The following is a 24,575-nucleotide window of genomic DNA, read 5'->3' as shown; positions in this document are numbered from 1 at the left end:
ACAGAAGATCGCTGGGAGTGCCTTTCTCTTGGGAAGCCTCAAAACCGTATAGACTTCAATTTCCTATCATGAATGATGAATTACTAGCGCTGGTTCAGCTGCAAGACACCGATCAGAAGATCGCGCGGCTCAATGGAGAGATCGCTGCCCTCCCCAAACGTCTGGCCGTCCTCGAAGAAAAGCTGGTCAAGCAGAAGACTGCGCTGGACGTGGCCGAGAAGGCGCTCAAGGAAGAAGATGCCAAGCGCCGCAGGATGGAAAGCGACATCAAGGATCAGCAGCAGAAGATCGTGAGGTTCCGCGAGCAGTCGAGCAGTGTGAAGAACAACGAGCAGTATCACGCTCTGCAGCACGAGGTCAGCTTTGCGGAGGAAGAGATCCGCAAGATCGAGGACCGCGAGCTCGAAAGCATGGAGCGATCGGAGCTGCTGGAATCCCAGCTGCGGACGGCGAAACAGGAGCTGACTGATCATTCCAAAGTGGTGGAGCTGGAGAAAGAGGACGCCCGCCTGGCTTCCATCGATCAGCAGAAATATCTCGCCGTTCTCCTGGAAGACCGCGCCCAATACCGCACCCAGGTTCCGAAACAGCTGCTTCCGACGTATGACCGGATATCCGGCGCCAAGGGAACGGCGCTGGCTCGCGTCGAAGGCCAGCGTTGCCTGGCATGCCAGATGGGGCTGCGGCCTCAGTTGTGGAATGAGGTGCGGGCGGGCGAGCTGCTGCCCTGCGAAAGTTGCGGACGGCTGCTTTACTTCGATCAGGAGAAGGCGCCGGTGGCGGATGCCGCTCCGACAGCGCTCAAGAACAAAGCGGTTTAGGGCCTATCGGGGATGAAGCGAATCTGCGTCGACATGGATGAAGTACTGGCCGATACGCTCGCCGAGCACATCGCCCGCTACAACCGGGATCACACCGAGGCGGTCACCAAGGCCGATCTTGAGGGCAAATGGCTGTGGGAGATCGTATCGGTCGACCGCCAGGAGCGGCTCGAAGGCTATCTGCGTTCGGAGGATTTCTTCGAGGACCTGCCGGTCATCGAGGACAGCCAGCGAGTGCTGCGCGAGCTGGTGAAGGATTACGAAGTCTACATCGCGACGGCGGCCATGGAGTTTCCCAACTCCTTCGGCCCCAAATACCGATGGCTCAGGAAGCACTTCCCTTACCTGCACCCTACGCACTTTGTCTATTGCGGGGATAAGGGCATCCTCAACGCCGATTACCTGATCGACGATCAGCCGCTGCATTTTCGCCGCTTCAAAGGTGAAGGAATTTTGTACTCCGCGCCACATAATCTGGGGGTATCAAAATTCCGCCGCGTCGATAACTGGCGGCAGGTTGCGGGGCTCTTTCTTCCTGACTTTCGTCTGGATTGAGAGCGTGGCCCGCTGCAGCTTACTTTTATTTTGCGGACATGATGAAAGGGCAAGCTATTAAGCTTGCCTTGGTCTTTCGAAAAAGTTGTATCGGGATTTTCGGATGCAAAAGATCCAGGGCTAAAGCCCTTGGAATTCGATCGACTTATTCGTGAGGCTGAAGCCTCACGCTCCCCCCGAAAAACGAATCGAAGAGTTTTTCTTCCATCTGAGGACAAGTTATCTGTAAGACAAACCGAAGGTTTTCATGAAGGGTCTTCATTCACAGAGGGCAAGCTTTTTGAGCTTGCCCTCTGTCTTAGCTGACGAGCACCGTTGGCGCATCAATCATCGCTGAGATTCTTCCTCCCGATGGTCGTCGGAATGACGGTGCATTGCGAAGACCCGGCAATTGCTTCAGGTGAAAATCTTCGATTAGACCCGGCGCTGGCCGCTCGGATCGGACGACGTTCGCGTCTGCATCATGCCGCCTGTCCGTTCCGGAGTGCGTAACGGATTGGCGGGCGCCGTCGCGGGCGTGCCGGGCAATGCTGTTGGCCGGGTCACCGGAGCTCCCAGGGGACGCAGATTCACTGCCGGCTGCGGAATGTGCTGCTGATGCATGGTCACGATGAGCGCGATCGCTGAAATCTTTCCCGCGCACTTGTAGGCGTGAGGCGTGCTGGCGTCGAAGTAGACGCTGTCTCCCTCTTCGACGGTATGCACCTTGTCGCCGTGCTTGATTTCGAGCTCTCCCTGCAGCATGAAAAGGAATTCGGAGCCGGGATGGACGTGGGGACGAACATCAGTTCCGCTCTTGAGCGGTACGAACTCCGCGAAATAGGGATCGAGATGCCGGTCCGGCACCATGTACCCCAGGCTTTCGAAGTAATAGGTGGGATCGTCGACGCCGGTCTGTGGCAGGCGCACGCGCTCGTTCTTCCTGTGGATGCGAAAGAGAGTGTGCGGCTCGGGCTCGAAGAAATAAGAAAGGTCTTTGCTGAAGACCATGGCGATACGCGCCAGATTCCGCAGCGTGGGGACGACTCGACCGGTTTCGAGCTGCGAGAGAAAGCTGGCGGAGAGCCCGGTGTGCCGACCCAGCTCGACGAGCCCCATGGACTTCTTGAGCCGCAGCCGCTTGATGCGCTCGCCAATGCGCCGCTCGGAGATGAATGCCTCGGCGGTTGCCGGGTCGATTTTCGAGTTGGAGAGATCCTGTTTTGTCGCCATATTCAACCTCGCCTGCACATCTCTTTGGTCCTGTGATGCAGTAAGACTGCAAAATCAGCTATCGATGTTGCCCTCATCATAAACTATTTTTACGCAGTGAAAGCAATTATCATCATCAAAAGTTGATGGAACAGCATGGGGAGGTTCGTTCTATGACGCAACCTATCTTCAAAATCGCCGTGAGCGGCGCTTCCGGACTTATCGGTGCACAACTGGTACGAGCGCTCAGCGAGAAACGGATTCACGTCGTTCAACTTATTCGCGAGAAAAATAGCGCATCGACGCCCAATCCTGGATCGGACTCGGGGACGGACCGGGTGATATGGAAACCCCAGCTCGAGCAGCCTGTAGAGGATATGGAACGGCTGGAGGGTCTCGATGCCACCATTCATCTCTCCGGAGCCAATCTCTCCTCTCATCGCTGGACGGAAAGCTACAAGCGCGAGATCGTAAACAGCCGGGTGCAGTCGACGCAGGCTCTGGTGAGGGTGCTGCGTGGACTCAAGTCGCCTCCGAAGAGCCTGCTGTGTGCCTCAGCCACGGGCATTTACGGAGATCGCGGAGATGAGGTGTTGACTGAAAGCTCCCCCCCAGGGCGGGGCTTCATCGCCGATACATGCGCCGCCTGGGAAGCTGCGGCGGACACGGCGAAGACCGTGGGCGCAAGGGTCATCCATCTTCGTTTCGGAGTGGCGCTATCGACGGAGGGCGGCGCTCTCCGGAAAATGCTGCCGCTCTTCCGGCTGGGCATGGGTGGCCGCCTGGGCAGCGGCCGCCAGTGGATGAACTGGATCGCGCTCCCTGATGTGCTCGGCGCGATCCAGTTTCTGCTGGAGCCGGAGACGCCTGAAGGGCCATTCAATCTGGTCGCGCCGAATCCGGTGACGAATGCCGAATTCACTGTTGCGCTTGGTGCGGCGGTCCACAAGCCGGCGATTCTTCCTGCACCTGCCTTTGCGCTGCGGCTGGCCTTTGGCGAGATAGCCGATTCCGTGTTGCTGGCCTCGACGCGGGCTCTCCCGGAACGGCTGCTGCAGGCGGGGTTCCGCTTCCAATACCCAGAAATCGGCGGCGCACTGCGAGCTGCCCTTTGATCCTGCTAGGCTGAAAAGGAATGGGTTCGGGCGGCCTGACAACGCTCGATGGGGATGGCAGGACCTATGAACGTAGTACTGCGGACGACGGCGGGAAGATGGACGCCGTTATTACTGGTTGCACCGATCCTAGCTATCACACCGATCCTGGCGATCACACCGATCTTGGCGATCACCGGCTGCGGCCTGCAGGCCGCGCCGCAGCCTCCCAGCCTCAAGCTTCCGCAGCCGGTAACCGATCTTTCCGGAACGCGTGCCGGCAATGACGTGAGCCTGCACTGGACTATGCCCAAGCGCGACACGGACAAGGTATTGCTGAAGGGCGACCAGAAGGTTCATGTATGCCGCAGAATCGGGACCGGCAATTGCCAGCCTGCGGGAGATCTGCTGCTGGCTCCGGCTGCCGCGGCCAGTTATGTCGATCACCTTCCCGGCGAGCTGACTTCGGGAGATCCCAAGCTCCTTGTCTATACGGTCCTGCTGCAGAACCATCTCGGCCACGACGCGGGACCCTCCAACCTGGTTTATGTGGCCAGCGGCACGGCGCCGGTTGCGATTGCGAGCTTCTCGGCAAAGGCCAGCGCCGACGGCGTGATCCTTCAATGGAATCCGGTTCCCGATACCGAGCTGATTCGCATTCATCGCAAGCTTCTGGTTGATCCTAAGGCGCCAAAACAGGATCAGGCCGCGGGTTCGCCGCCGCCTCTGGAGCAGACGCTCGAGGTGAGCGGTCCGGACAAGGGCGTGGCGCTCGACCGGGATGCGGCGCTCGACAACAAATATCAATACAGTGTGGAACGGGTGCGCAAGCTCGATCTCGGAGGCCACGCTTTCGAGGAGAGCAGCACCATCAGTGAGGCGATCACCATCGACGCGCGCGATGTCTTCCCGCCTCATGTGCCATTGGGATTGCAGGCGGTTGCCGATCCCGAGGCGCATGCCATCGATCTCTCCTGGACGCCAGACACGGAGCTGGATATCGCCGGATATGTCGTCTACCGTCGCGAGGCTGGATCGACGGCGGCTCCGGCGCGCGTGTCACCGCCCGACCTGGTATCGCCATCTTTCCGGGATGCGAGCGCAGTGCCAGGACACAACTATGCCTATTCGGTGAGCGCCATCGACCGTGACGGAAACGAGAGCGAGCGGTCTGCAGATGTAGAAGAAGGCCTTCCCCAACAACAGTAGAGGAAACCGATGAAATATTGCCGCTTTGAAACCGCTGCCGGGCCGCAGTACGGCCAGGTGGAAGACCGCGCCGGGACGTTATGGATCGAGCGCCTTCTGCCGCCCTTCGAAGAAGATCCGTGGACGAAATTGGCGTCCGAGAAGATCGAGCCTGTCCCCATGGCTACCGTCAAGCTGCTGAGCCCGGTGGTGCCACGAAAAATTCTCTGCATCGGCCGCAATTATCGCGACCATGCCGCGGAACTGGGAAACGATGTTCCCAAGGAGCCTCTGCTGTTCTTGAAGCCGGGTTCGGCGGTGATCGGTCCCGAAGATTCAATTCGTATTCCTCCGCAATCGCAGCGCGTGGATTTCGAGGGAGAGCTGGCGATCGTGATCGGCAAGAAGGCTTCTCAGATCGGGTCGGACGAGGATGTGAGCCCCTACATTCGCGGCTACACCATCGTGAATGACGTGACAGCCCGCGATCTGCAGAAATCCGATGGGCAATGGTCCCGCGCCAAGGGTTTTGATACCTTCTGCCCCGTCGGACCGCTGGTGACCGACGAGATCGATCTCAAGACCGGGGTTACGGTCGAGACCCGCCTCAATGACGAGGTGAAACAGCATGGCCATACCCGCGACCTGATCTTCCCCATCGATTTTTTGCTGCGCTACATTACGGCGGCGATGACGCTGTATCCTGGCGACTTGATTCCCACCGGCACTCCGGCGGGCGTAGCGCCGATGCGAGCCGGAGATCGCGTCGAGGTGCGGGTGGAAGGCATCGGAATGCTGGCGAATCCGGTGAGATAAGTGCGTTTGTTTGCCCCATTCTTGAGGCAATTGAGTCTCGCGAATGGGAAAGTGCTACACCTCTCTTCTGGAGCGGAGCATCTAATACAGAGGATGCCCGCCTGGAACTGCAATTGGGATAAGTCACAGGAAATTGGCCGAAGCTTGAGTTCCATTCCTGCGAGCGATGGCCGATAATGGACTCGGATAACGGTATGGAGGATTTATGTCCAAGAGTTTGCTGGAACAGCTACGCACGATGACCACGGTGGTTGCCGATACCGGCGATATCGAAGCGATCGAGAAGGTTAAGCCTCAAGACGCGACCACCAATCCCTCGCTGATTACCACAGCCGCCCAGATGCCGCAGTATCAGCAGATCGTCGACGATGTCCTCAAGGAAGCGAAGAAGAAGCTGGGCGAGGATGCCAAGGATGAGGACGTAGCCAAGGAAGCATTCAAGCACCTGGCGGTCGCCTTCGGCAAGAAGATCCTGGCCATCGTGCCCGGACGTGTTTCGACCGAAGTCGATGCCCGCCTGTCCTATGACACCGAAGCGACGATGAAGATGGCGCACGACATTATCGCGCTCTACAAGGATCAGGGCATTGCGAAGGAACGCGTACTGATCAAGATCGCCTCCACCTGGGAAGGCATCAAGGCTGCCGAAAAGCTGGAGCAGGAAGGCATTCACTGCAACCTGACGCTGCTCTTCGGCGTTCACCAGGCGATTGCCTGCGCCGAAGCCAAGGTCACACTGATCTCGCCCTTCGTCGGCCGCATTCTCGACTGGTACAAGAAGGACACCGGCAAGGACTTTCAGGGCGCGGATGACCCCGGCGTTCAGTCGGTCACCAAGATCTACAACTACTTCAAGAAGTTCGATTACAAGACTGTGGTCATGGGCGCGAGCTTCCGCAACATCGGTGAGATCGAGCAGCTTGCCGGCTGCGATCTGCTGACCATCTCTCCGAATCTGCTGCACGAGCTCGATGCCAAGCAGGAAGAGCTGCCGCGCAAGCTTGATCCGGCTCACGCGAAGACGCTCGAAATTGAAAAGCTGACCATCGACAAGGCGACCTTCGAAAAGATGCACGCAGAAGACCGCATGGCACACGACAAGCTGAAGGAAGGCATCGAAGGCTTCTCCAAAGCATTGGAGCAGCTGGAACAGCTTCTGGCCAAGCGTGCCTCCGAGCTGAGCGCGAACGAGCCCAAGGCCGTTGGCGCACGGTAATTCAATCCAACCACGCAAAAGGCGAGCGCTTCGGCGCTCGCCTTTTGCTTTGCTCTCGAATTCTCCCTTCTCGCCCGACGCTCCGGCTGCCTTTGGGCCTTTCCATAAGCAAAGTCGCTCCAGAAAGAAGCTGAACCTAAAGCGAAATCGTATGTACAATTAGAGCGTGCAGATTGCGTTCGACCCGCGCAAGAACGAGCGCAATATCCGGGAACGCGGGCTATCGTTCGAGCAAGCGGCAGATTTTGATTTCGAAACGGCGACTACTTTTCCCGAAATGCGAAATGGCCAGCTGAGACTGGTATCTGTGGGCTATCTATACCGCCGGCTGCACCTTATCTGCTATATCGAAACCGAGGATGGCATCCGCGTCATCAGCTTTCGTAAAGCAAATGACAGGGAGGCAAGGAAATATGGCAAAGAGAAAACCGCTGACTGACGATGACGGCGAAGTGCGAGAGCTGACTACCGAAGACTTTAAACATGCAATCCCGTTTTCGGAATTGCCTGAATCTTTGCAATTCAAGCTGCTGGCCCTCAAGAAATTACGCGGACCGCAGAAGGTTCCCACCAAGCAGCGCATTACTATCCGGCTTTCTCCCGAGGTCGTGACTCATTTCCGGAACACCGGGAAGGGCTGGCAGTCGCGAGTGGATGCAGCGCTGCAGGATTGGGTCAAGCGCCAGGCGCGCAAGGCCTCGGCCTAACAGCGTCCGCGCAGAAATGCCGGGCGCGGCCCGCGTTTTAGATCTAAAACACGGCCGCGCCATTATCTTTCCAGCGTGGGCAGAATTCGTTCGTTACTGCGGTTTCGGAAGTTGCAGCATCATGCCGCTGGCATTGCCTGACTCCACCTGCGGCAGCTGTCCATTCCATTTGTCGACCAGCGCCCGTTGATTCTCCAGTCGGCGCAACTCCAGCAACTGGGGTGTGATCGAAGCCTGCCGAATTCGGTTGGCCTCGGCTTCGCCTTGCGCCCGCGCTACCTCGGATTTGGCATCGCCGTCGGCTTCCGCAATTTTCTTTGCCGCTTCGGCCTGGGTCTGGGCCAGTTCGTTCTGCGCGCGTTCCGCGTTCTGGATCGCCTGCGCCTTGCCGGTAATTGCGGACGAAATCACGTCCGGAACGCGCGGTGCGCCTATAAATCCGAACTGCTGGATGCCCACGCCGACCGGCGCCATCTTGCTTTGAATGAGAGCCTCTACTTTGTGTAGAAACTCCGTCTTGCGCTCTCCGTAGATATCCTCGACCGGGTAGGTCGACGCCACCTCATTGAGCGAATTGCGAACCACGTCGCGCAGAATTCCATGCGTGAAGGCGTCCAGGTTGCTGAGGCGGTATTTCAGATAGAAATCCGGCACCATCTTCGGATCGATCGCGTACGACAGCGAGACGTCCGAATAGATTTCCATGCCTTCCTTCGAGTTGTAGCTCATCTCCTCGTTCACGGGATGTCCCTCGTTCGGATCGTGGGTCCACTTCACCGTCTGCACGAAGGTGGGAAACTCGATGACTTCGCTGCGCAGTGGGCTATAGAAGACCCATCCGGTCTTGATGGGGATCTCCGAAGGCCCGCGCTGGCTGCCCGAAAGCAAAACTTCGACGCCTACGTACCCGGCCCCGATCCGGGTTACCGCGGCCACATAATTAAAGAAGATCAATGCGGCGACGATCACCGCAACCACCACCGCGCCTGTACGCAAAAACTTCCTGACATCCGAAGGGTCCAGCCCCTCGGGCGCTCGTCCATGCGGCGCCTGTACTTCACCGAAAATTGCCACGTCTCCTCCACACTTGCCACAACGCCAGGGATAGGAAAATGCAGAGCAACGCAAGGATCGCCATGCCCATGTACACGGCGCGGTCGCTTGGCTCGTTCAGCATGTGGAAAGCCTCCACCATGCACTCGTAGCCGATGATGAGAATGAAAAGAGAAAGCAGAATTCTAACGATCGTTTTCACGGGAACCTGGCCGGATGCACCGGCCTACGACGGACAAAGGTACAGCCGACTCCAAACGGATACTTAAACTCGTTCGCCGGCCCCGCTATTGGATCGTGATGAAGAGGTCATCGACATTCCACCCGCGCCCGTTAATGAGGACGGGGGAGGGCGCTGATTCCAAAAGTATCACCTTGGGCATAAAGAATGCGTTAGGACGCGGCTCGTCCAGGCCCGCGAAAGCTGCGTTATCAGCTGGAAAGAGAAACGGCGCTGGAAGGGAAATCGGCATAAAATCGGCTACGATTGTAAAAAAGGCCTTAGAAACGATTCTGCCGCACGAATGACCATCCGACTCTTTAATACTCTCTCTGGAAAAATCGAAGACCTTGCTGCCTCCGACGGCCAGTCGTTCCGGATGTACGCGTGCGGACCGACCGTTTACGACTACGGGCATATCGGCAACTTCCGGACCTTTCTGCAGGTCGACGTGCTGCGCCGCTTCCTGAAGCTTCAGGGACTGACGCCGCGCCACGTGATGAACATCACCGACGTGGACGACAAGATCATCCGCAACGCCGCCGCAGCGGGCGTGGACATCGGCCAGTACACGCCGCGCTTCGAGAAGGCTTTCTTTGAGGATCTCGACGCCTTGAATGTCGAGAAGCCGGAGATTGTGGCTCGCGCCACCGAGCATATTCCGTCGATGGTGGGGCTCATCGAGAAGCTGGCCGAACAGGATTGCGCCTACAAGACCGAAGACGGATCGTGGTATTTCCGCATTGCGAAGTTCCCTGGCTACGGCAAGCTTTCGAAGAAGGACTTCACCGGTATTACCGACGGCGCGCGCGTCGACGTCGATGAGTACGACAAGGATTCCGCCCGCGACTTTGCACTGTGGAAAGCAGCCAAGCCAGGCGAATATCGCTGGGAGACGGCGCTCGGAGCGGGGCGGCCCGGCTGGCATATCGAATGCTCGGCGATGGCCACCGAATATCTGGGCAGCGGCATCGATCTCCACGCCGGCGGCGAGGATCTGATGTTCCCGCACCATGAGAACGAGATCGCGCAGTCCGAATCGGCCTCGCACCAATGCTTCGCGCGCCACTGGTTCCACGTCCGCTTTCTGCTGGTGGAAGGCAAGAAGATGTCGAAGTCGGAGGGGAATTTCTACACCCTTCGCGACCTGCTGCTCAAGGGATACAAGGCTTCCGCGATTCGTCTGCTGTTGATCTCCGTGCCATATCGCCAGCAGCTGAACTTTACTTTCGAAGGACTGGCTGCGGAGACAGGCGCGATCGACCGGCTGCGGAATTTCCAGCAGCGGGTCCGCTCGGCATCTGCTGCGGCGACGGAGAATTCCAGTCTTGCCGATGAGACGGCGAAGTGCGAGAAAAACTTCATCGAAGGGCTCGCCAACGATCTCAACAGCGCCGAAGCCCGCGCTGCTGTCTTCGACCTGGTTCGCGCCGGCAATGCAGCCATCGACGCGGGAACGCTGGGAGCCGAGAACGTGGCGCAGATTCTCGGGGTGCTGCAGCAGTTCGATCATGTATTTGGCGTCCTCGAAGATCACGACGCGGAATGGACGAAATTCGCCCTGGAATGGGCCGAGCGCGAAGGCCGCTTGAATGAAGCGTCGCCTGAAGTGCTGGCGCAGCGCGGCTTCTCCGACGAGCAGATCCAGAAGCTGGTCGACGAGCGCACCCAGGCCAAGAAGACCCGCAACTTCGCCCGCGCCGATGCCATCCGCAAGGAGCTGGCAGAGAAGGGCGTGCTGATCGAAGACTCTAAGGATGGAGTGCGGTGGAAGCGGAAGTGAGGACTGGCCGTCCAGGCATCCGCGCCTTCGGCGCCACTTCGCTTCGCGCGATGGTCCGCGGGCCGCACGAGCGAAAAACGCTCCCAGCCTGCTAAAGTTCTTAGTAGGGGCATGCCATGATTCAGCTTCAATTACGTCCCGAAGTGGAATCGCAGATCGCAGCCGAGGCTCAGTCTCGGGGGCTGGATGTTGCGCTCTATGTAGAGCAGATTATCGAGCAGCATTCCACGTTGAATGACCTGGCGGCGCAAGAGCGCAAGCAGGCGGTGGAATCCATGCTTTCTTTTAGCCGCGAGCAGGGACTCTCCCTGGGCGGCACCGAATTGCAGGAGCTGATCCACGATGGGCACGATTACTGATGCCCTTCGTGCTCGATGCCTCGATGACCATGAGCTGGTGCTTCGAGGATGAAAAGACCCAAGAGACCGAAGCAATTTTGCGGGAGCTAGCCTTCACACACGCCGAAGTTCCCGCTCTCTGGCCATACGAGGTGACGAACCCGCTGGCCAGCAGTGTTCGTCGTGGACGCATGAGCTACACGCAGGCGGAAAACTTCCTGCAGCGCTTGGGCAGGCTCGCCATCCGAATCGACGATCAGAATGATCCATATACTGGTTTGAAGCTGCTGCCATTCATCTCGCAGTACGGACTTACTGCCTACGATGCCGCTTACCTGGAATTGGCGAAACGCAAGCGACTTCCGCTCGCAACACTGGATAAGCACCTGGTAGCTGCCGCGCCGCTGGAGGGTGTTTTCCTTCTTGGGCAAAAGCCTTAAGCAGCTTCGCCACTGATGGCCGACAACTTCGCCCAGACCGTTAAGCAGCAGGCCGACATCGTCAAGATTATCGGCGAATACGTGCGCCTGAAAAAGGCGGGAGCGCAGAACTTCAGCGGGCTTTGTCCGTTTCATGGTGAGAAGACGCCGTCGTTTTCCGTTCACGCCGGACGGCAGTTCTTTCACTGCTTTGGCTGCGGGCAATCGGGCGATGTCTTCACCTTCATCCAGAAGATCGAGAACGTCAGCTTTCCCGAAGCCGTGAAGACTATCGCCGTGAAGTGCGGTATCCCGCTGCCCAAGCGTGAGTTCTCTTCTCCGGAAGAGGCTGCCGAGAGCCGGCAGCGGGGCAAGCTGATCGAGCTGCATGAGGTTGCTACGGCCTGGTTCGAGCAGCAGCTGAAAACCCCCGAGGGCGCACTGGCCCGCGAATATCTGGCAGGACGCGGCATGGCCGAGGAAGGCATCACGAAGTTCCGCATCGGCTATGCACCCGAGTCCTTCCATGCGCTGCGGGAGCGCTTGCAATCGATCGCCGATCCGGAAGCCCTGCGTCTCTCTGGCCTGTTTTCGTTTAAGGAGCAGGAAGACGGCAAGCCCGGTCCGCTTTACTCCAAATTTCGCAAGCGTATTACCTTCCCTATCGCCAACGAATCGGGAAAAGTGATTGCGTTCACTGCACGAGCGTTGGAAAGCGGCGACAAGGCCGGCCCGAAGTATATGAACTCGCCGGAGACGCCGCTCTACACGAAGGGAAACGTGCTCTTCAATCTGGACAAGGCGCGCCAGCCTATCCGTGAAGCCAACTTTGCCCTGCTGGTCGAGGGCCAGATGGACTGCATCTCGGCTTATCTCGCCGGGATAACGAATGTCCTCGCCACCAGCGGGACGGCGTTCACAGAGGCCCAGGTTCGCCTGCTCAGCCGCTATACCACCCGCGTCATCGTCAACTTCGATCCCGATACTGCGGGAGCCAATGCCGCCGAGAAATCGCTTTCGCTGCTTACCGAAGAGGGCTTCGAGGTGAAGGTGGTCACTCTCGAAGGCGGTCTAGATCCAGATCGCTACATTCGCGATCACGGCGCCAAGGAGTACATGGCTGCTCTGCGCGGGGCACGCCGCCATCAGGACTATCTGATCGACCGCGCCCGTCAGCTCTTTCCGCCGCGCACGCCAGAGAACAAGATTAAGGCATTGAACTTTCTGCTGCCGCACATCCGGCGCATGCCCAACTCCATCGGACGCAATGAATTTGCCACTGATGCCGCTCAGAAGCTGGATATCGACTCTGCGCTGGTCCGCGAGGAGCTGAAGCAGGCGGCCAACAAACGCCGGGATTTTATGGCCACGCCTGCGGCCTCGCCGCTGACCCGGTTCGAGCAGATTCTGCTCCAGGCCTTTTCGGCGCCGCATTCGAGCGAGATTTATCGCGTGGCCGAGGCAGCTTATCGCAGCCACGAAGCAGACTTCGGCAAGATGCGCTCCGACGTCCACGAGGTCGTAAACTGCCTCCGCGCCCGCGCCGATGGCGCGGACCCTATGCAGTGCCTGGCTGAGCAGTCCCACCGCCAGCTGCTGGCCGGGATTTTTGTCTCCGTGCATGGCGCCGATCCCGAGGTAAATCACGTCGAGGAGGCAGTCATGACCGTCCGTCGCGCCTCTCTGGAGCAGGAGCAGCGCAGCCTGCGAGGCGCTCTTCAAGAAGCCGAACGGCGGGGACAGATCGAAGAGGTCGTGCAGCTAACCCTGCGATCCCAGGATGTTACTCGGAAGCTGCGCGACCTCGACTGAAGACGCCGTTCAGGAAAAGCTGTATCTGTTCTATGGCGACGGTCAAATCTGCTAAAGTCCCCTTTTAGAATCAGCGCAGGCTCTCCTGCCGGTAAGGAAGTCAGTGAAACTTCTCGCCTATCTCACCGAAACCTTCATTGCCACTTTCGGGATCACACGCCCCGAACCGGGGAAGGAAAGGCTGGCGAACCTGGTTATTGGCGGCTTTCTCCTGGTTTGTATCGTTGGGGCCTTCGGGATGGTGGGTTTTCTGGTCTACTCCATTTCTTCCCGCTAGCGAAATCCGACGTAACGAACGGATTTTTGTGTGAATGAAACGATTCGACGTTTTCCACATCTAAGAATTAAGGGATCTGTCCAAAATACTCAGGAATGCGGCCCGGAAAGCCCGGAATTATAGCAGTTTAGGCCAGGTATCGTGATATCCTGAAAGTCTTTGGTGGACGTGCGCCTTCTGCCCAGCGACATTGAATTCGCACCGGGATAACGCCTTATTTGGCCTCGACCGCACATTCGTCCGATCAAGCAGACAGATCCGAACAAATCGACGCGGGAGACAAGACGCGCTTGGCCATAGAAGACAAATACGAAGAAGATATCGAGAAATTGATCGATACAGGAAAAGAGAAGGGATATCTGACCTACGGTGAGGTCAATGATCTTCTCCCGGGAGATATGCATTCCCCGGATGACCTGGACGATCTGATTACGACCATTGGAACGCAGGGCATCGACCTGCTTGAAGGCGGCCCCAAGGGTGGCGACGCTTTCGATAGCGAGAGCGAGGACGGCGAAGACGTCGAACTCGATCTGACCCCCGGAACACTGGAAAAGACCAACGACCCCGTCCGCATGTATTTGCGCGAGATGGGCACCGTGCCGCTGTTGACGCGCGAGGGCGAAGTTGAAATCGCCAAGCGCATCGAGCGCGGCCAGTTGCGCGTGATGAAGGCGATTTCGCGGTCGCCCATCGTGATCCGCGAGATCGTCGGCCTGGGCGAAGACCTCAAGCGCGGCGTTCGCAACGTAAAAGAAGTGGTCATCTTCGACGAGGAAGAGATCACGGAAGAAGTGCTGCAGGCGCGCGTCCGCCAGACCGTCAACAAGATCGACGCGCTGGTCAAGCACCAGAAAAAATCGGCTGGCTTCGAAGAAAAGCTCGAAACCATTAATTCGAAGGCGAAGGCCAAGGAACATCGCAAGACGCGCTGGGCCATTGCGCGCGAGAAGGTATACGTTTCGCGCATCGTCCGCGAGCTCAAGTACACCAACGCCGAACGCAAGCGCCTGCTCGACAAGCTGAATAAGACTGTCGACGTAATGCGCACGCTCGAGCGCCAGATTCGCACCCTGGACCAGAAGTTCGATCAGTCCAAGAGCGAAGAGCTCAAGAAGGAATACCGCCGCCAGCAGAAAAACTGCAAAACGGATCTCGAAAAGCTGGAGCAGGAAGCCGGCGTCTCCATTGCCGAGCTGAAGCGCACCCAGCGCGAGATGATCCAGGGCGACATGGACGCCGAGCACGCGAAGCGGGAGCTGATTGAAGCCAACCTTCGCCTCGTGGTCTCGATCGCCAAGAAGTACACCAACCGCGGACTGCAGTTCCTCGACCTGATTCAGGAAGGCAATATCGGCCTGATGAAGGCCGTGGATAAATTCGAGTACCGTCGCGGTTACAAATTCTCGACCTACGCAACGTGGTGGATTCGTCAGGCCATTACCCGCGCCATCGCGGACCAGGCCCGCACGATTCGTATCCCGGTGCACATGATCGAGACCATCAACAAGCTGATCCGCACGTCGCGTCAGCTGGTGCAGGAGCTGGGCCGCGAACCTACCTCCGAAGAGATCGCACGGCGCATGGATATTCCCGTGGCCAAGGTCCGCAAGGTGCTGAAGATCGCACAGGAGCCTATCTCGCTCGAAACGCCCATCGGCGAAGAAGAGGATTCGCACCTCGGCGACTTTATCGAAGACCGCCAGGCCGTATCGCCTTCCGATGCCGTAATCAGCGTGAACCTGAAGGAATACACCTCGCAGGTTCTGCGCACCCTGACCCCGCGTGAAGAGCGCGTCATCAAGATGCGCTTCGGACTCGAAGACGGCTCCGAACACACGCTGGAAGAGGTAGGACAGAGCTTCCAGGTAACGCGTGAGCGCATTCGTCAGATCGAGGCGAAGGCGCTGCGCAAGCTGCGTCACCCCTCGCGTTCGCGCAAATTGAAGGCGTTTGTCGATTCGGTGATGGAGTAAAGCTAAGAAGCAAAAAGAGGCCGCCTGAAAGGGCGGCCTTTTTCTTGCTCGTGACTTCGATCGCAAACTTTTTTACACATTGTCCTGAAGGAAAAGTCTCGACATGTGCTGAACAGGAATACGGGATCGGCCGGTAGAAGTACTTTGCGCGAGAAACCCCATGTCTCAAAAGCGAGACATGGGGCACCCGACGGAAAACCGATGCGGGATAGAACTGGCCAATCCGTACCTGTTCCCGTATACTGGTTGATGTTGTAAGTACGTATGTTTCAAGCAGGATAACCATGCCTAAATTAAAGACCCACAAGGGCGCCGCAAAGCGCTTCAAGAAGACCGGCACGGGCAAAATCGTCCGCGGCCAGTCCAAGATGCGCCATATCCTTACGTCGAAGGAAACCAAGACCAAGCGCAAGCTGGCTCACAGCACGCTGGTTTCGGACGCCGACTACGCGAAGGTTGCGCGCATGATTCCCTACGCTTGATCTGTTCTTTGCCGCACCGCGCGAAGTCTTGACGGAGCGCGGCGAATCAAGGAACAAGGGCCGGCAGCATTGGCCCCCGGGTTCACGCTCACCGGATGAAAATCCGGCGGAGTAGAGCCCGAGCGATCAGGAAGTAAGAAGGCGAGTGAAGAGGTGACAGCGCAAGCTCCTGCCTCCAGCCGCTAAACCCGTTCACGTAGCTGGGGACCTAAATTCCCACGACGGCGAACCTAAAATGGAGAGATAAGCTATGCCCCGCGTAAAACGTGGAACAAAACGCAATGACCGCCGCAAAAAGATCCTGAAGCGCGCCAGCGGTTACTTTCTTACAAAATCCAAGCTCTACCAGGCAGCGCAGGAAGCCGTCGAGCGCGGACTGAAGTTCGCCTACAGCGGCCGCAAACAGAAGAAGCGCCAGTATCGCTCGCTCTGGATTGTGCGCATCAACGCCGCAGCCAAGATCAACGGCATCAGCTACTCGCAGCTCATTCATGGATTGAAGGCGGCCGGTGTGGAGTTAGACCGCAAGATGCTCGCCGACATCGCCGTGAACGACCCAACCGGCTTTACCGCCCTGGTGGGACAGGCCAAGGCCGTGCTGGACACCACCGCCGCAGCTTAGTTCAGTTACACGAAATACAGAGAGGGCGCGAGCGATCGCGCCCTTTTCCTTTTGCTGTTGCCACGCGATGGTGAAGGACTTCGACGTTACGGTCGAGCCGCCAACCGCCTCGATGGAAAAGAATGGGTCGCCCAGACTCCCCATCCTGCGGCGTGAGGAAGTAAGGCTATTTGCCGTTCACGAACTCCGCCACCGTCTTGTTCCAGAGATTCTGCTGGTCGACGAAGGCCATGTGGCCGCTGTTGGGCAGGATCACCAGCTTCGATCCTTTGATCTTCGCGTTCATCTCTTTCGACATCGCGGGATCGCACTCGTCGTGATCGCCGGCGAGGATCAGGGTCGGCACTTTGATCGCCGGCAGCTTGTCGAGATACTCGACGCTGGTCAAATTACCGTCGATGACGAACTCACCGTGCGATCCCCACATCTCGCGGTAGAGATCCCATGCTGTCGTCGTGTTCTGGGCCTGAGGATCGTAGTTGGGATCGGGCCGCGCGCCGTAGAGCTTGGGGAAGTATCCATCGCCCCAGGCCAGCGTGGCGTAGGTGTCGGGATAGCGGCCGTGTTCCCACGCTGCGCCCTTGCCGAAGAGGCCAGCCTTCTCAATGGCGTTGGTCAAAGCCAGCTTTCCGGGCGGCATCTGGCTCTTGATCTTCGCCAATACCTGATTCATCTCTTTGGTGCTGGCAAAGGTGCTGGCCAGGACGAGATGAGAGAGATGCTCGGGATACTTCAGTGCATACGCCTGCGCCAGCACACCGCCATAGGAGTGACCGAGCAGGCTGATTTTGTTCAGACCCAGTTCCACGCGGACGGCTTCGACATCGGCGGCCATGTTCTCGACCGTGTATTGCTTCACGTCTTCGAGCTTCTGAGAGCGCCCCGATCCACGCTCATCGATGAAGATCAGCTTGTTGGTCCGCGCAAGAGGCAGCAGGTAAGGCAGGAAGTAATCGTGCGATGCTCCCGGACCGCCATGGACGATCATCAGCGGAGAGCCGCGTCCGATGGTGGTGTAGTAGATCATCACGCCATGCGCATCGACGTAGCCCTCTTCAATGGGATAGACCGCGCTCGCCGAGACAGCGCGATGTTTTTGCGCGAGAGAAAAAGGCCCAAGAAGAAGGACGGCAATCGCAACGGCGAAGCGGAGTCGATTTGTCATGGTGCCAGAATGATACGGCACCATCGCCGTCACACAACATCCTGAATTGCGGGTGCGCCAGGTCCCGATTTTGGGACTTGGATTTTGAGAGGGAATCAGACCGCGGCTAGAACAGCGTCTGCGATCCTCGCCGCCTCCACTGCCGGCTCCACCTCGTGGACGCGGATCATGTGGGCACCGGCCAGGATTGCGGCTACCGATGCGGCGATGGTGGCATTGGCGCGCGCCTCCATTGGGGCATCGGAACCACCGTGCAGATCGGCGAGCTTGCGGCCCAGAAACGATTTGCGCGAGACCCCCGCCAGCAGCGGCTGGCCCAGCGAACTGAGCTCGTTCTGGCGCGCCAGCAGAGGATAGTTCTCATCGAAGGATTTGCCGAAGCCATAGCCGGGATCGAGAGCGATGCGGCTGCGCTCGACACCTGAATCGAGCGCCATTTTCAGACTCGCGGCCAGCTCGTGCTTTACCAGCGGCAGCACTTCGTCATGGTGGAGACCGAGGAGCGAGCGCCACTCCGCCGAACGTCCACGGGTGTGCATGAGCACCACGCCGCATTTCAGATCAACACAGGTCGACGTCATTGCTTCATCCCATCCGAAGGCGCTGATGTCGTTGACGATCTCGGCGCCGGCTTCCACCGCCAGCCGCGCGGTTGCAGCCTTGTAGGTATCGATGGAAATCACGGCGCTGGGACGCTCCTGCAAAATCGCCGCGAGCACTGGAAGCACGCGCTGCTGCTCTTCCTCAGCCGGCACCTGCTCATACTGTCCTGGCCGCGTCGACTCACCGCCGATGTCGATGATGTCCGCGCCCTCGTTCAGCATGGCCAGGGCCTGGGCCGTCGCCGCTTCAGGAGAAAGAAAAAGATTGCCGTCGGAGAACGAATCGGGTGTGACATTGAGCACGCCCATAATCAATGTGCGCTTGCCGAGCTCAAGGCGGCGGGTGCGCAACTGCCACTGATACAGATCGCGAGATGCAAAGGCCATCGAACATCATGCTACACTCCGCGCAAAGATGAAATCCTCCTCCCCCATGCTCCTCCCAATCCAGTGCTCCGCTCTTCGGGCCGCGGTCTCACCAAAGATGGGAGGCCGCAAAGCTTTCTGCGTCATGCTTATCGCCGCCTCTGTCACGATAAGCTTCCTTCTCATCCCATCGGCACTGAATGCGGCCACGCGTCATCCCAAGGTTGCGGTTCAGAAGATGAAGCCGGGTGCTCTCGCCGCGCAGATCGACGCCATCGTCTCCGAGCCAGCCGTTGCTAGAGCGCACTGGGGCATCTCGGTCGTTGGCGCGGATGGCGCGGCGGTCTACGGCCTGAACGACGGCCAGTTCTTTGCGCCAGCATCGAATGCGAAATTGCTGGTGACGGCTGCGGCGCTCGCTCTGCTGCCTCCCAACGCGACTTACACCACGTCTGCGGTCACCGCGGGAGGCACGGATGGCGCCGGTCATCTGCATGGCGACGTAGTGTTGCTTGGTTCCGGAGATCCCACCCTGTCGGGGCGCAGCTATCCTTACGCCGAGAAGACGGAGCGGCCCAATCCTCCACTGATGGCACTGCAAGGGATTGCCGATCAGATTGCCGCCAGCGGAATTCGTAGCATTGACGGTGACATTATCGGCGACGATACATGGTTTCCCTGGCAGCCTTACGGCTCAGGCTGGGCGTGGGACGATCTCGACTGGAGTTACGGAGCGCCTGTCTCCGCGCTCTCCGTGAACGACAATGTCGTTTATCTCAGCGTGTCGGGGAATGGACAGCCGCCTGCTTGGAATCCCGACACTCCGTACTACACGCTGGAGAATTCGCTGCAGATTGTGCCCGGAACACAGGCTGAAGGCGCTGGAATCGACCGTCCCGCGGGCTCCAAAGTTGTGCGCCTCTTTGGGGCAATAAATCAAAACAGGGGAGCGGTAAATCAAAACGGGGGGGCCGCAAATCAAAACGGGCTGCACGTCGCGCTGGCTATCGAAGATCCCGCCGAGTACGCAGCCATCGCGCTTCGCCAGATGCTGCTCGCCCATGGCATCGAGATCAAGGGCAACGCCCGCGCCGCGCATCGGCTCTCGACCGACACGGAAGATTTCCGCGCCGAGGTGAATCAGCCGGTCGCGCTGCATCCTCTTACGCTTGCTACCATTCAGCCGCCGGCGAATGGCATGCGGGTTCTTGCCTCGCATGTCTCGATTCCCTTCGAGCAGGATGTCGTCGTGACCAACAAAGTCAGCCAGAACCTGCATGCCGAGCTTTATCTGCACATCCTGGGCCGGCTCGAAGGCGGCGACGGATCGACCGCGCAGGGTTTGCGCGTGGTAAGGCAATTCCTTACGGGCACAGCGGGACCGGCCGTCGATCCGGGCGACTTTATTTTCTTTGATGGATCGGGCCTCTCGCCGCAGGATCTCGTCACGCCGCGGGCGTTCACGCGCCTGCTGGCGTTCGCTGCGCGTCAGCCCTGGGGTGCGACCTACCGCGCCAGCCTGCCCGTGGGCGGCGTGGATGGATCGCTGGCTGGGCGCTTCACCGATCCCGCGCTTAGAGGAAAAGTCTTCGCCAAGACCGGCACACTCGCTGAAGTCCACGGTCTCAGCGGATACCTGACCGCTGCGAGCGGCAAGACCTTCGCGTTTTCCATCCTGTGCAACGACCGCGCTCCGGGCGGAGAGGCTGCTCGCGTGGCCATGGATAAGATCGTCGCCGCCATTGCCGCCGCAAATTGATTCATTGCGGGCGCACCCGATAAGACGGCGTTTCGGTCGCGATGCCGGATCAACGTACGTAGTTAAACGTGCCGCAGAGGCTGGTTGAGTTCTGGATTGCGTCCACAGTGAAGACAGGGGCTCTGGCACCGGAGAAAAAGGCGAGCTGCAAGGAGTTCCCGTCGGAGTAAGCCACCATCCATCGCGTATCTTCTGTTCCACAGAGAGTGGTCTTGTGCAGGAATTTCTTCGTCGCAGGGATGCTCAGTCCGTAGAGGTGGCCCTTTTGACTCGCGGCGCTGTCCGTATCGAAAACCGAGCTTACCTCGGCGGGCTCGAGATCGCGGGCGCGAACGATGTTGAAATTGTAGAAGTTGATCGATAGCTTCGCGTCCGATATGGCGATTTCGCCGGTAATCGACTGCGCTGTCTTGCTCGCCGGACGCCAGTATCCCAGTTCCTGTGCCGAGAGAGATACCCAGCTGGCCAGCAACAAGGCCGCCGCGATGCAGAATGACGTTTCTCGCTTCATTCCCCAAGGATGACACCGGTGGGGGTTCTCGGCAATTCCGGCAATGGGAACGGCCGGAGGGCCGGGGATCAGCGGGGCCGGTCCTCAAGCCTGATCGGCAGCGGAATGCGCGCTGATTTAGGATAGGAACATTCCGTTGAGCCTCTCGCGCAAATTGATTCCTGCTTCAGCCCTTCTGCTCGCCTTGGCCACCGGATGCCGACCGTCGCTGCCACCATCCACGCCGCTCAGCGAACTCACCCCGCAGCAGACCGCTGGATACCACCTCTTTGCCTCGCGCTGCGCCGGCTGCCATTATGCCAATAACGAAAACTCCCTGCACGGCCCGGGCTTGCAGGGGCTTTACAAGAAGAAATTTCTCCCCAGCGGAGCTCCAGCGAACGACGAACGCGTGACGGCAGTGATCCTGCGGGGCCGCAACATGATGCCAGCCTTCGGAAATAATCTTGACGACCAGCAGCTCGACGACCTGCTTGCCTATCTTCATAGCCTATGACTGAGTCAGATAAGTCCGGATCAGAGAAGCCCGACACACCGGCCGGCGCCGAACCCGCAAAGCCCGCACCGGCCTCGGGCCTGCTCCCGGGCATGGCCGTCATCTGTCTCTGGATGCTCGCCCTCTGCGGCCTTGGCCTTATCGGCGTGATCACGCACCACCTGCCTCCTGGCGTGATGGTCATCTGCGTCATCCTGGCCATCGCCGCCAACGGCCTACTCAAGCTGCGCCGCTGGGGATGGGCGCTCACCCTCGCCGCCACCTTTCTCTCTCTCTGCTACGGAACCTGGATGCTCATCCGCATGCACCAGGGTCCGATGATCGTGATGGTGGTGGTGAACCTGATCTTCTTCCTCTACCTGATCCGGCCTGAGGTGCTGGAGCGGGTGAAGTGATACCGAAAAAGAAAACAGCCCTACTTCACAATACGTGAAGTAGAATAGGCATGTGCATATCGTGACGCGCAGGCACCTGCGCGAGGCAATCGATTGCTACCCGGATGCAGCAGACGAAATAGCCGCGTGGGCGGCGATCGTCGAGGCGGTCCGATGGCATAACTTTGTCGAGCTCAGGGCGATGTTCACAGACGCCGATTCCGTTGAGGGCTACGTTGTCTTCAACATCCGGCAGAACAGGTATCGGCTCATCACCGTGATTCACTACGCGAAATCAACGAAGGAAAGCCAGACACAGGGGCATGTTTACATCCGATCCTTCTTAACACACAAGCAGTACGACAACCCCCGCAACTGGGATAAGAGATTCGCCACAAAATGAGCACACTCCTCGCCAATCCGGCCAAGATGATTGCCCGAGGCGCTCCCCGCGTCATTCACAACGACGAGGAGTTGGAAGCTTACACGGCTGCGCTCTTCGATCTCACCGCCCTGGAGCACCCGTCGCTGTCGGAGCGGGAGGCGGTCGAGCTGCTCACCCTCTTGATCGAACGATACGAACAGGAACACTACGCCATTCCCGCAGCCGATCCGGTCTCCGTCGTGCGTTTCCTTATCGAGAAGCAGAGCCTGACACAACGCGATCTGATCCCACAGTTCGGATCGGAGAGTGCCGTGTCGATGTTCTTATCCAGGCAACGGAAACTTACCCTCGAGCAGATGCGGAGGTTAAGCGCGCGGTTCAAGATGCCTATCGACGTATTTATTGCGGGCCGCGGCTGAAGCCGCCATTCACGCAGCCTCACAGCGGTCGTGAGGCTGCGGAGCTTCCCGGTTCTCAGCTGGTTCGATAACTCGCCGCACCAGTTACAGTGCACTCCAGTGAATGTGCTTAGTCTCCGGATGAATCGATGCTAGAATCGCGCCCGGTGACCCCCATGCCTAATTCATTGCCCGCAGAGCTGGCTGCGCAAGCCGAGTCCATCGTTAACAACCTCGTGCAAACGGATTACCAGTACGACGAAGAGATCAATGCCGACGCTGGAACTTACGACTGCGATTGCAACAGCTTTGTCGGTTTTGTTCTTGAGGCACTTGCGCCTACCTACTACTCGATGATTCCGGTAGAAGCAAATCAACCTCGCCCGCGCGCCTTTGAGTATTACGATTTCTTCGCCTCGCTTACACCGGAATCCACGGGAGGATGGCACAGAATCGATTTCCTACAAGACGCGCGGCGCGGAGATATCGTCGCATGGCGAGTCCCGCAGATCGAGGTGGGGGAAGACACCGGGCATGTCTTCTTTGTCGCGGACACTCCGGTCAAAGAGAGCTCGGGTATCTTCGTGGTCCGCGTCTACGACTCCGCCGACCAGCCGCACTTCGAAGATACGCGCGGGACAGGCGATGGCCAGTTCCCGAACGGCGTTGGCTCCGGCTTCATCAACTTCGAGGTCGACGACAACGGGGAGCCGACAGCCTTTCAATTCGGCCCGTCAGATGACTTCGTCACGCTGGCAATCGCGATTGGCCGGGTTGAGCCATTGCCTGCTTGACGTTGATCCTCGAGCAGTCCCACATCTAAAAGACGAGATGTGGGCAGGACTGGCCGTCCGGGCAATTGCGCCTTCGGCGCCTGATCCGTTGTTATGATGGCGCCTGTGGAATCCCACATCTCAGCATCGAGATGTGGGGCACCCGGAGTTTCGCGTTTTCATGGCTTTCACCCGGCCATTTACAATAAAAGCTCATGGCCACAAGCCCCGAACTCGTCCAGATTGACCTGGCGCCGAAGCGTCCTGTCTCCAAGCCCGAGTGGCTGAAGGCGCGTGCGCCGGTTGGCGACAATTACCATAATCTGAAGAAGCTGGCGCGCGACCTGAACCTGCACACGGTCTGCGAATCGGCTCACTGCCCCAACATCGGCGAGTGTTGGAACCACAAGACCGCGACCTTCATGATGCTGGGCAATCTCTGCACGCGCCGCTGCGGATTCTGCGCCGTGCCCAAGGGCCGTCCCGATGCCATCGATTTCGACGAGCCGCGCCGTGTGGCTGAGGCCGTGGCCGCTCTGGATCTGAAGTTCGCCGTCATCACCAGCGTGAATCGCGATGACGATGTTCTCGGCGGAGCGCGCGCCTTCGCCATGGTCATCGAAGAGATTCGCAAGCAGGCTCCCGGATGCCAGGTCGAGGTGCTCATCCCCGACTTCCAGGGCCGCGAAGACGCCATCAAGATCGTGGTCGATGCGCATCCCGAGATTCTGAACCACAATACCGAGTCGGTCCCTCGCCTCTATCGCGCGGTACGGTCGGGAGCGCGCTACGAGAGGACGCTGCGCCTGCTGGAATTTTCAAAGCAGGTCGATTCCACCGTCGTCACCAAGTCCGGAGTCATGGTCGGTCTGGGCGAAGAGATGCACGAGCTGCTCGATGTCTACCGCGACCTGGCCAATGTCGGGACGGATGTGTTGACGATCGGCCAGTATCTGCGGCCATCGAAGGACCATCTGCCCATGACCCGCTACTACACCCCTGATGAGTTTGCCCACATGAAAGACGAAGCGCTGCGCATGGGTTTCAAGCATGTGGAGTCGGGCCCGCTGGTTCGCTCGTCCTACCACGCGCAGGAACAGGCGGATGCGGCGGGTGCGAGCAGCGCCCGGCTATTGGTCTAGCGATGGGGCAGGCGTTTACAATCTCCTTTTGAAC

Annotated in this window: 28 protein-coding genes; 23 read left to right on the top strand and 5 right to left on the bottom strand. The window is 58.8% G+C overall.

Going from position 1 to position 24,575, the window contains the following annotated elements; translation table 11 throughout:
- Positions 1-68 precede the first annotated feature (68 nt).
- Both XX99_RS05000 and XX99_RS04995 read left to right on the top strand, forming a co-directional pair.
- On the top strand, positions 69-821 hold the full coding sequence (locus tag XX99_RS05000; RefSeq protein ID WP_050058287.1) for a zinc ribbon domain-containing protein: 753 nt from the start codon (positions 69-71) through the stop codon (positions 819-821).
- A 33-nt stretch (positions 822-854) separates the two neighbouring features.
- On the top strand, positions 855-1,376 hold the full coding sequence (locus XX99_RS04995; protein ID WP_082125261.1) for a 5' nucleotidase, NT5C type: 522 nt from the start codon (positions 855-857) through the stop codon (positions 1,374-1,376).
- A gap of 414 nt (positions 1,377-1,790) precedes the next feature.
- Here XX99_RS04995 and XX99_RS04990 read toward each other — a convergent pair whose 3' ends face one another.
- On the bottom strand, positions 1,791-2,588 hold the full coding sequence (locus XX99_RS04990; protein ID WP_082125260.1) for a helix-turn-helix domain-containing protein: 798 nt from the start codon (positions 2,586-2,588) through the stop codon (positions 1,791-1,793).
- Between the two features lie 152 nt (positions 2,589-2,740).
- Here XX99_RS04990 and XX99_RS04985 point away from each other — a divergent pair, with 152 nt between their 5' ends.
- The 6 genes from XX99_RS04985 to XX99_RS04960 all read left to right on the top strand — a co-directional run bounded on the left by XX99_RS04985 (position 2,741) and on the right by XX99_RS04960 (position 7,588).
- A complete protein-coding gene (locus XX99_RS04985; protein ID WP_050058285.1) occupies positions 2,741-3,682 on the top strand; it encodes a TIGR01777 family oxidoreductase in 942 nt (313 codons plus the stop codon).
- Between the two features lie 66 nt (positions 3,683-3,748).
- Entirely contained in the window at positions 3,749-4,870 is a 1,122-nt protein-coding gene (locus tag XX99_RS04980; protein WP_156185805.1) for a fibronectin type III domain-containing protein, read from the top strand.
- A 9-nt stretch (positions 4,871-4,879) separates the two neighbouring features.
- The gene (locus tag XX99_RS04975) at positions 4,880-5,665 is read left to right on the top strand and encodes a fumarylacetoacetate hydrolase family protein (protein WP_050058283.1); all 786 of its coding nucleotides are present in this window, start codon (positions 4,880-4,882) and stop codon (positions 5,663-5,665) included.
- A gap of 205 nt (positions 5,666-5,870) precedes the next feature.
- Positions 5,871-6,881, top strand: a complete 1,011-nt coding sequence (locus XX99_RS04970) for a transaldolase (protein ID WP_050058282.1) — start codon at positions 5,871-5,873, stop codon at positions 6,879-6,881.
- Positions 6,882-7,047: 166 nt separating this feature from the next.
- Positions 7,048-7,320, top strand: a complete 273-nt coding sequence (locus tag XX99_RS04965) for a BrnT family toxin (protein WP_050058281.1) — start codon at positions 7,048-7,050, stop codon at positions 7,318-7,320.
- Entirely contained in the window at positions 7,295-7,588 is a 294-nt protein-coding gene (locus XX99_RS04960; RefSeq protein WP_050058280.1) for a BrnA antitoxin family protein, read from the top strand. Before XX99_RS04965 ends, XX99_RS04960 begins: the two co-directional genes overlap by 26 nt.
- A gap of 93 nt (positions 7,589-7,681) precedes the next feature.
- On the opposite strand, the gene XX99_RS04955 is transcribed toward XX99_RS04960, so the two are convergent.
- Positions 7,682-8,662: an SPFH domain-containing protein gene (locus tag XX99_RS04955; protein WP_050058279.1), complete on the bottom strand. Its 981-nt coding sequence runs from the start codon at positions 8,660-8,662 to the stop codon at positions 7,682-7,684.
- A gap of 503 nt (positions 8,663-9,165) precedes the next feature.
- Here XX99_RS04955 and cysS point away from each other — a divergent pair.
- From cysS to rplT, 8 genes are all read left to right on the top strand, one after another.
- Complete coding sequence (cysS, locus tag XX99_RS04940; protein ID WP_050058276.1) at positions 9,166-10,644, top strand: cysteine--tRNA ligase; 1,479 nt, start codon at positions 9,166-9,168, stop codon at positions 10,642-10,644.
- Between the two features lie 116 nt (positions 10,645-10,760).
- Complete coding sequence (locus XX99_RS04935) at positions 10,761-11,003, top strand: hypothetical protein (protein WP_050058275.1); 243 nt, start codon at positions 10,761-10,763, stop codon at positions 11,001-11,003.
- Positions 11,003-11,422 (top strand): type II toxin-antitoxin system VapC family toxin, encoded by a 420-nt coding sequence (locus tag XX99_RS04930; RefSeq protein ID WP_050058274.1) that lies wholly within the window; start codon positions 11,003-11,005, stop codon positions 11,420-11,422. The genes XX99_RS04935 and XX99_RS04930 overlap by 1 nt, the downstream gene beginning before the upstream one ends.
- Before the next feature lie 15 nt (positions 11,423-11,437).
- Positions 11,438-13,213, top strand: coding sequence for a DNA primase (dnaG, locus tag XX99_RS04925; protein WP_050058273.1), 1,776 nt, complete (start codon positions 11,438-11,440; stop codon positions 13,211-13,213).
- A gap of 103 nt (positions 13,214-13,316) precedes the next feature.
- Entirely contained in the window at positions 13,317-13,490 is a 174-nt protein-coding gene (locus tag XX99_RS27080) for a hypothetical protein (protein ID WP_156185804.1), read from the top strand.
- A 290-nt stretch (positions 13,491-13,780) separates the two neighbouring features.
- Positions 13,781-15,466: an RNA polymerase sigma factor RpoD gene (gene rpoD, locus XX99_RS04920; protein WP_050058419.1), complete on the top strand. Its 1,686-nt coding sequence runs from the start codon at positions 13,781-13,783 to the stop codon at positions 15,464-15,466.
- Positions 15,467-15,750: 284 nt separating this feature from the next.
- Positions 15,751-15,948, top strand: coding sequence for a 50S ribosomal protein L35 (gene rpmI, locus XX99_RS04915; protein WP_050058272.1), 198 nt, complete (start codon positions 15,751-15,753; stop codon positions 15,946-15,948).
- 250 nt (positions 15,949-16,198) lie between these two features.
- Positions 16,199-16,570: a 50S ribosomal protein L20 gene (gene rplT / locus XX99_RS04910; RefSeq protein WP_050058271.1), complete on the top strand. Its 372-nt coding sequence runs from the start codon at positions 16,199-16,201 to the stop codon at positions 16,568-16,570.
- Between the two features lie 166 nt (positions 16,571-16,736).
- On the opposite strand, the gene XX99_RS04905 is transcribed toward rplT, so the two are convergent.
- Together XX99_RS04905 and folP are read right to left on the bottom strand one after the other, a co-directional pair.
- On the bottom strand, positions 16,737-17,735 hold the full coding sequence (locus XX99_RS04905) for a proline iminopeptidase-family hydrolase (RefSeq protein WP_184085136.1): 999 nt from the start codon (positions 17,733-17,735) through the stop codon (positions 16,737-16,739).
- A gap of 95 nt (positions 17,736-17,830) precedes the next feature.
- Positions 17,831-18,724, bottom strand: a complete 894-nt coding sequence (gene folP / locus XX99_RS04900) for a dihydropteroate synthase (protein ID WP_050058269.1) — start codon at positions 18,722-18,724, stop codon at positions 17,831-17,833.
- Between the two features lie 46 nt (positions 18,725-18,770).
- Between folP and dacB the strand changes: the two genes are divergently transcribed.
- Positions 18,771-20,462: a D-alanyl-D-alanine carboxypeptidase/D-alanyl-D-alanine endopeptidase gene (gene dacB / locus XX99_RS04895; RefSeq protein WP_184085138.1), complete on the top strand. Its 1,692-nt coding sequence runs from the start codon at positions 18,771-18,773 to the stop codon at positions 20,460-20,462.
- Positions 20,463-20,511: 49 nt separating this feature from the next.
- On the opposite strand, the gene XX99_RS04890 is transcribed toward dacB, so the two are convergent.
- Entirely contained in the window at positions 20,512-20,973 is a 462-nt protein-coding gene (locus tag XX99_RS04890; protein WP_231581155.1) for a hypothetical protein, read from the bottom strand.
- Positions 20,974-21,109: 136 nt separating this feature from the next.
- Here XX99_RS04890 and XX99_RS04885 point away from each other — a divergent pair, with 136 nt between their 5' ends.
- From XX99_RS04885 to lipA, 6 genes are all read left to right on the top strand, one after another.
- On the top strand, positions 21,110-21,469 hold the full coding sequence (locus tag XX99_RS04885; RefSeq protein ID WP_050058267.1) for a c-type cytochrome: 360 nt from the start codon (positions 21,110-21,112) through the stop codon (positions 21,467-21,469).
- Positions 21,466-21,864: a DUF2127 domain-containing protein gene (locus XX99_RS04880; RefSeq protein ID WP_050058266.1), complete on the top strand. Its 399-nt coding sequence runs from the start codon at positions 21,466-21,468 to the stop codon at positions 21,862-21,864. Before XX99_RS04885 ends, XX99_RS04880 begins: the two co-directional genes overlap by 4 nt.
- A gap of 52 nt (positions 21,865-21,916) precedes the next feature.
- On the top strand, positions 21,917-22,246 hold the full coding sequence (locus XX99_RS04875; RefSeq protein WP_050058265.1) for a type II toxin-antitoxin system HigB family toxin: 330 nt from the start codon (positions 21,917-21,919) through the stop codon (positions 22,244-22,246).
- The gene (locus tag XX99_RS04870; protein WP_050058264.1) at positions 22,243-22,647 is read left to right on the top strand and encodes a helix-turn-helix domain-containing protein; all 405 of its coding nucleotides are present in this window, start codon (positions 22,243-22,245) and stop codon (positions 22,645-22,647) included. The genes XX99_RS04875 and XX99_RS04870 overlap by 4 nt, the downstream gene beginning before the upstream one ends.
- Before the next feature lie 155 nt (positions 22,648-22,802).
- On the top strand, positions 22,803-23,420 hold the full coding sequence (locus tag XX99_RS04865) for a hypothetical protein (protein WP_184085140.1): 618 nt from the start codon (positions 22,803-22,805) through the stop codon (positions 23,418-23,420).
- 194 nt (positions 23,421-23,614) lie between these two features.
- A complete protein-coding gene (lipA, locus tag XX99_RS04860) occupies positions 23,615-24,541 on the top strand; it encodes a lipoyl synthase (protein WP_050058262.1) in 927 nt (308 codons plus the stop codon).
- Positions 24,542-24,575: the final 34 nt, after the last annotated feature.

It is taken from the genome of Silvibacterium bohemicum, from assembly GCF_001006305.1.
GTDB lineage: Bacteria > Acidobacteriota > Terriglobia > Terriglobales > Acidobacteriaceae > Silvibacterium > Silvibacterium bohemicum.
The sequence above is the reverse complement of the archived record's forward strand: the minus strand, read 5'-3'. Positions and strand labels throughout refer to the sequence as shown.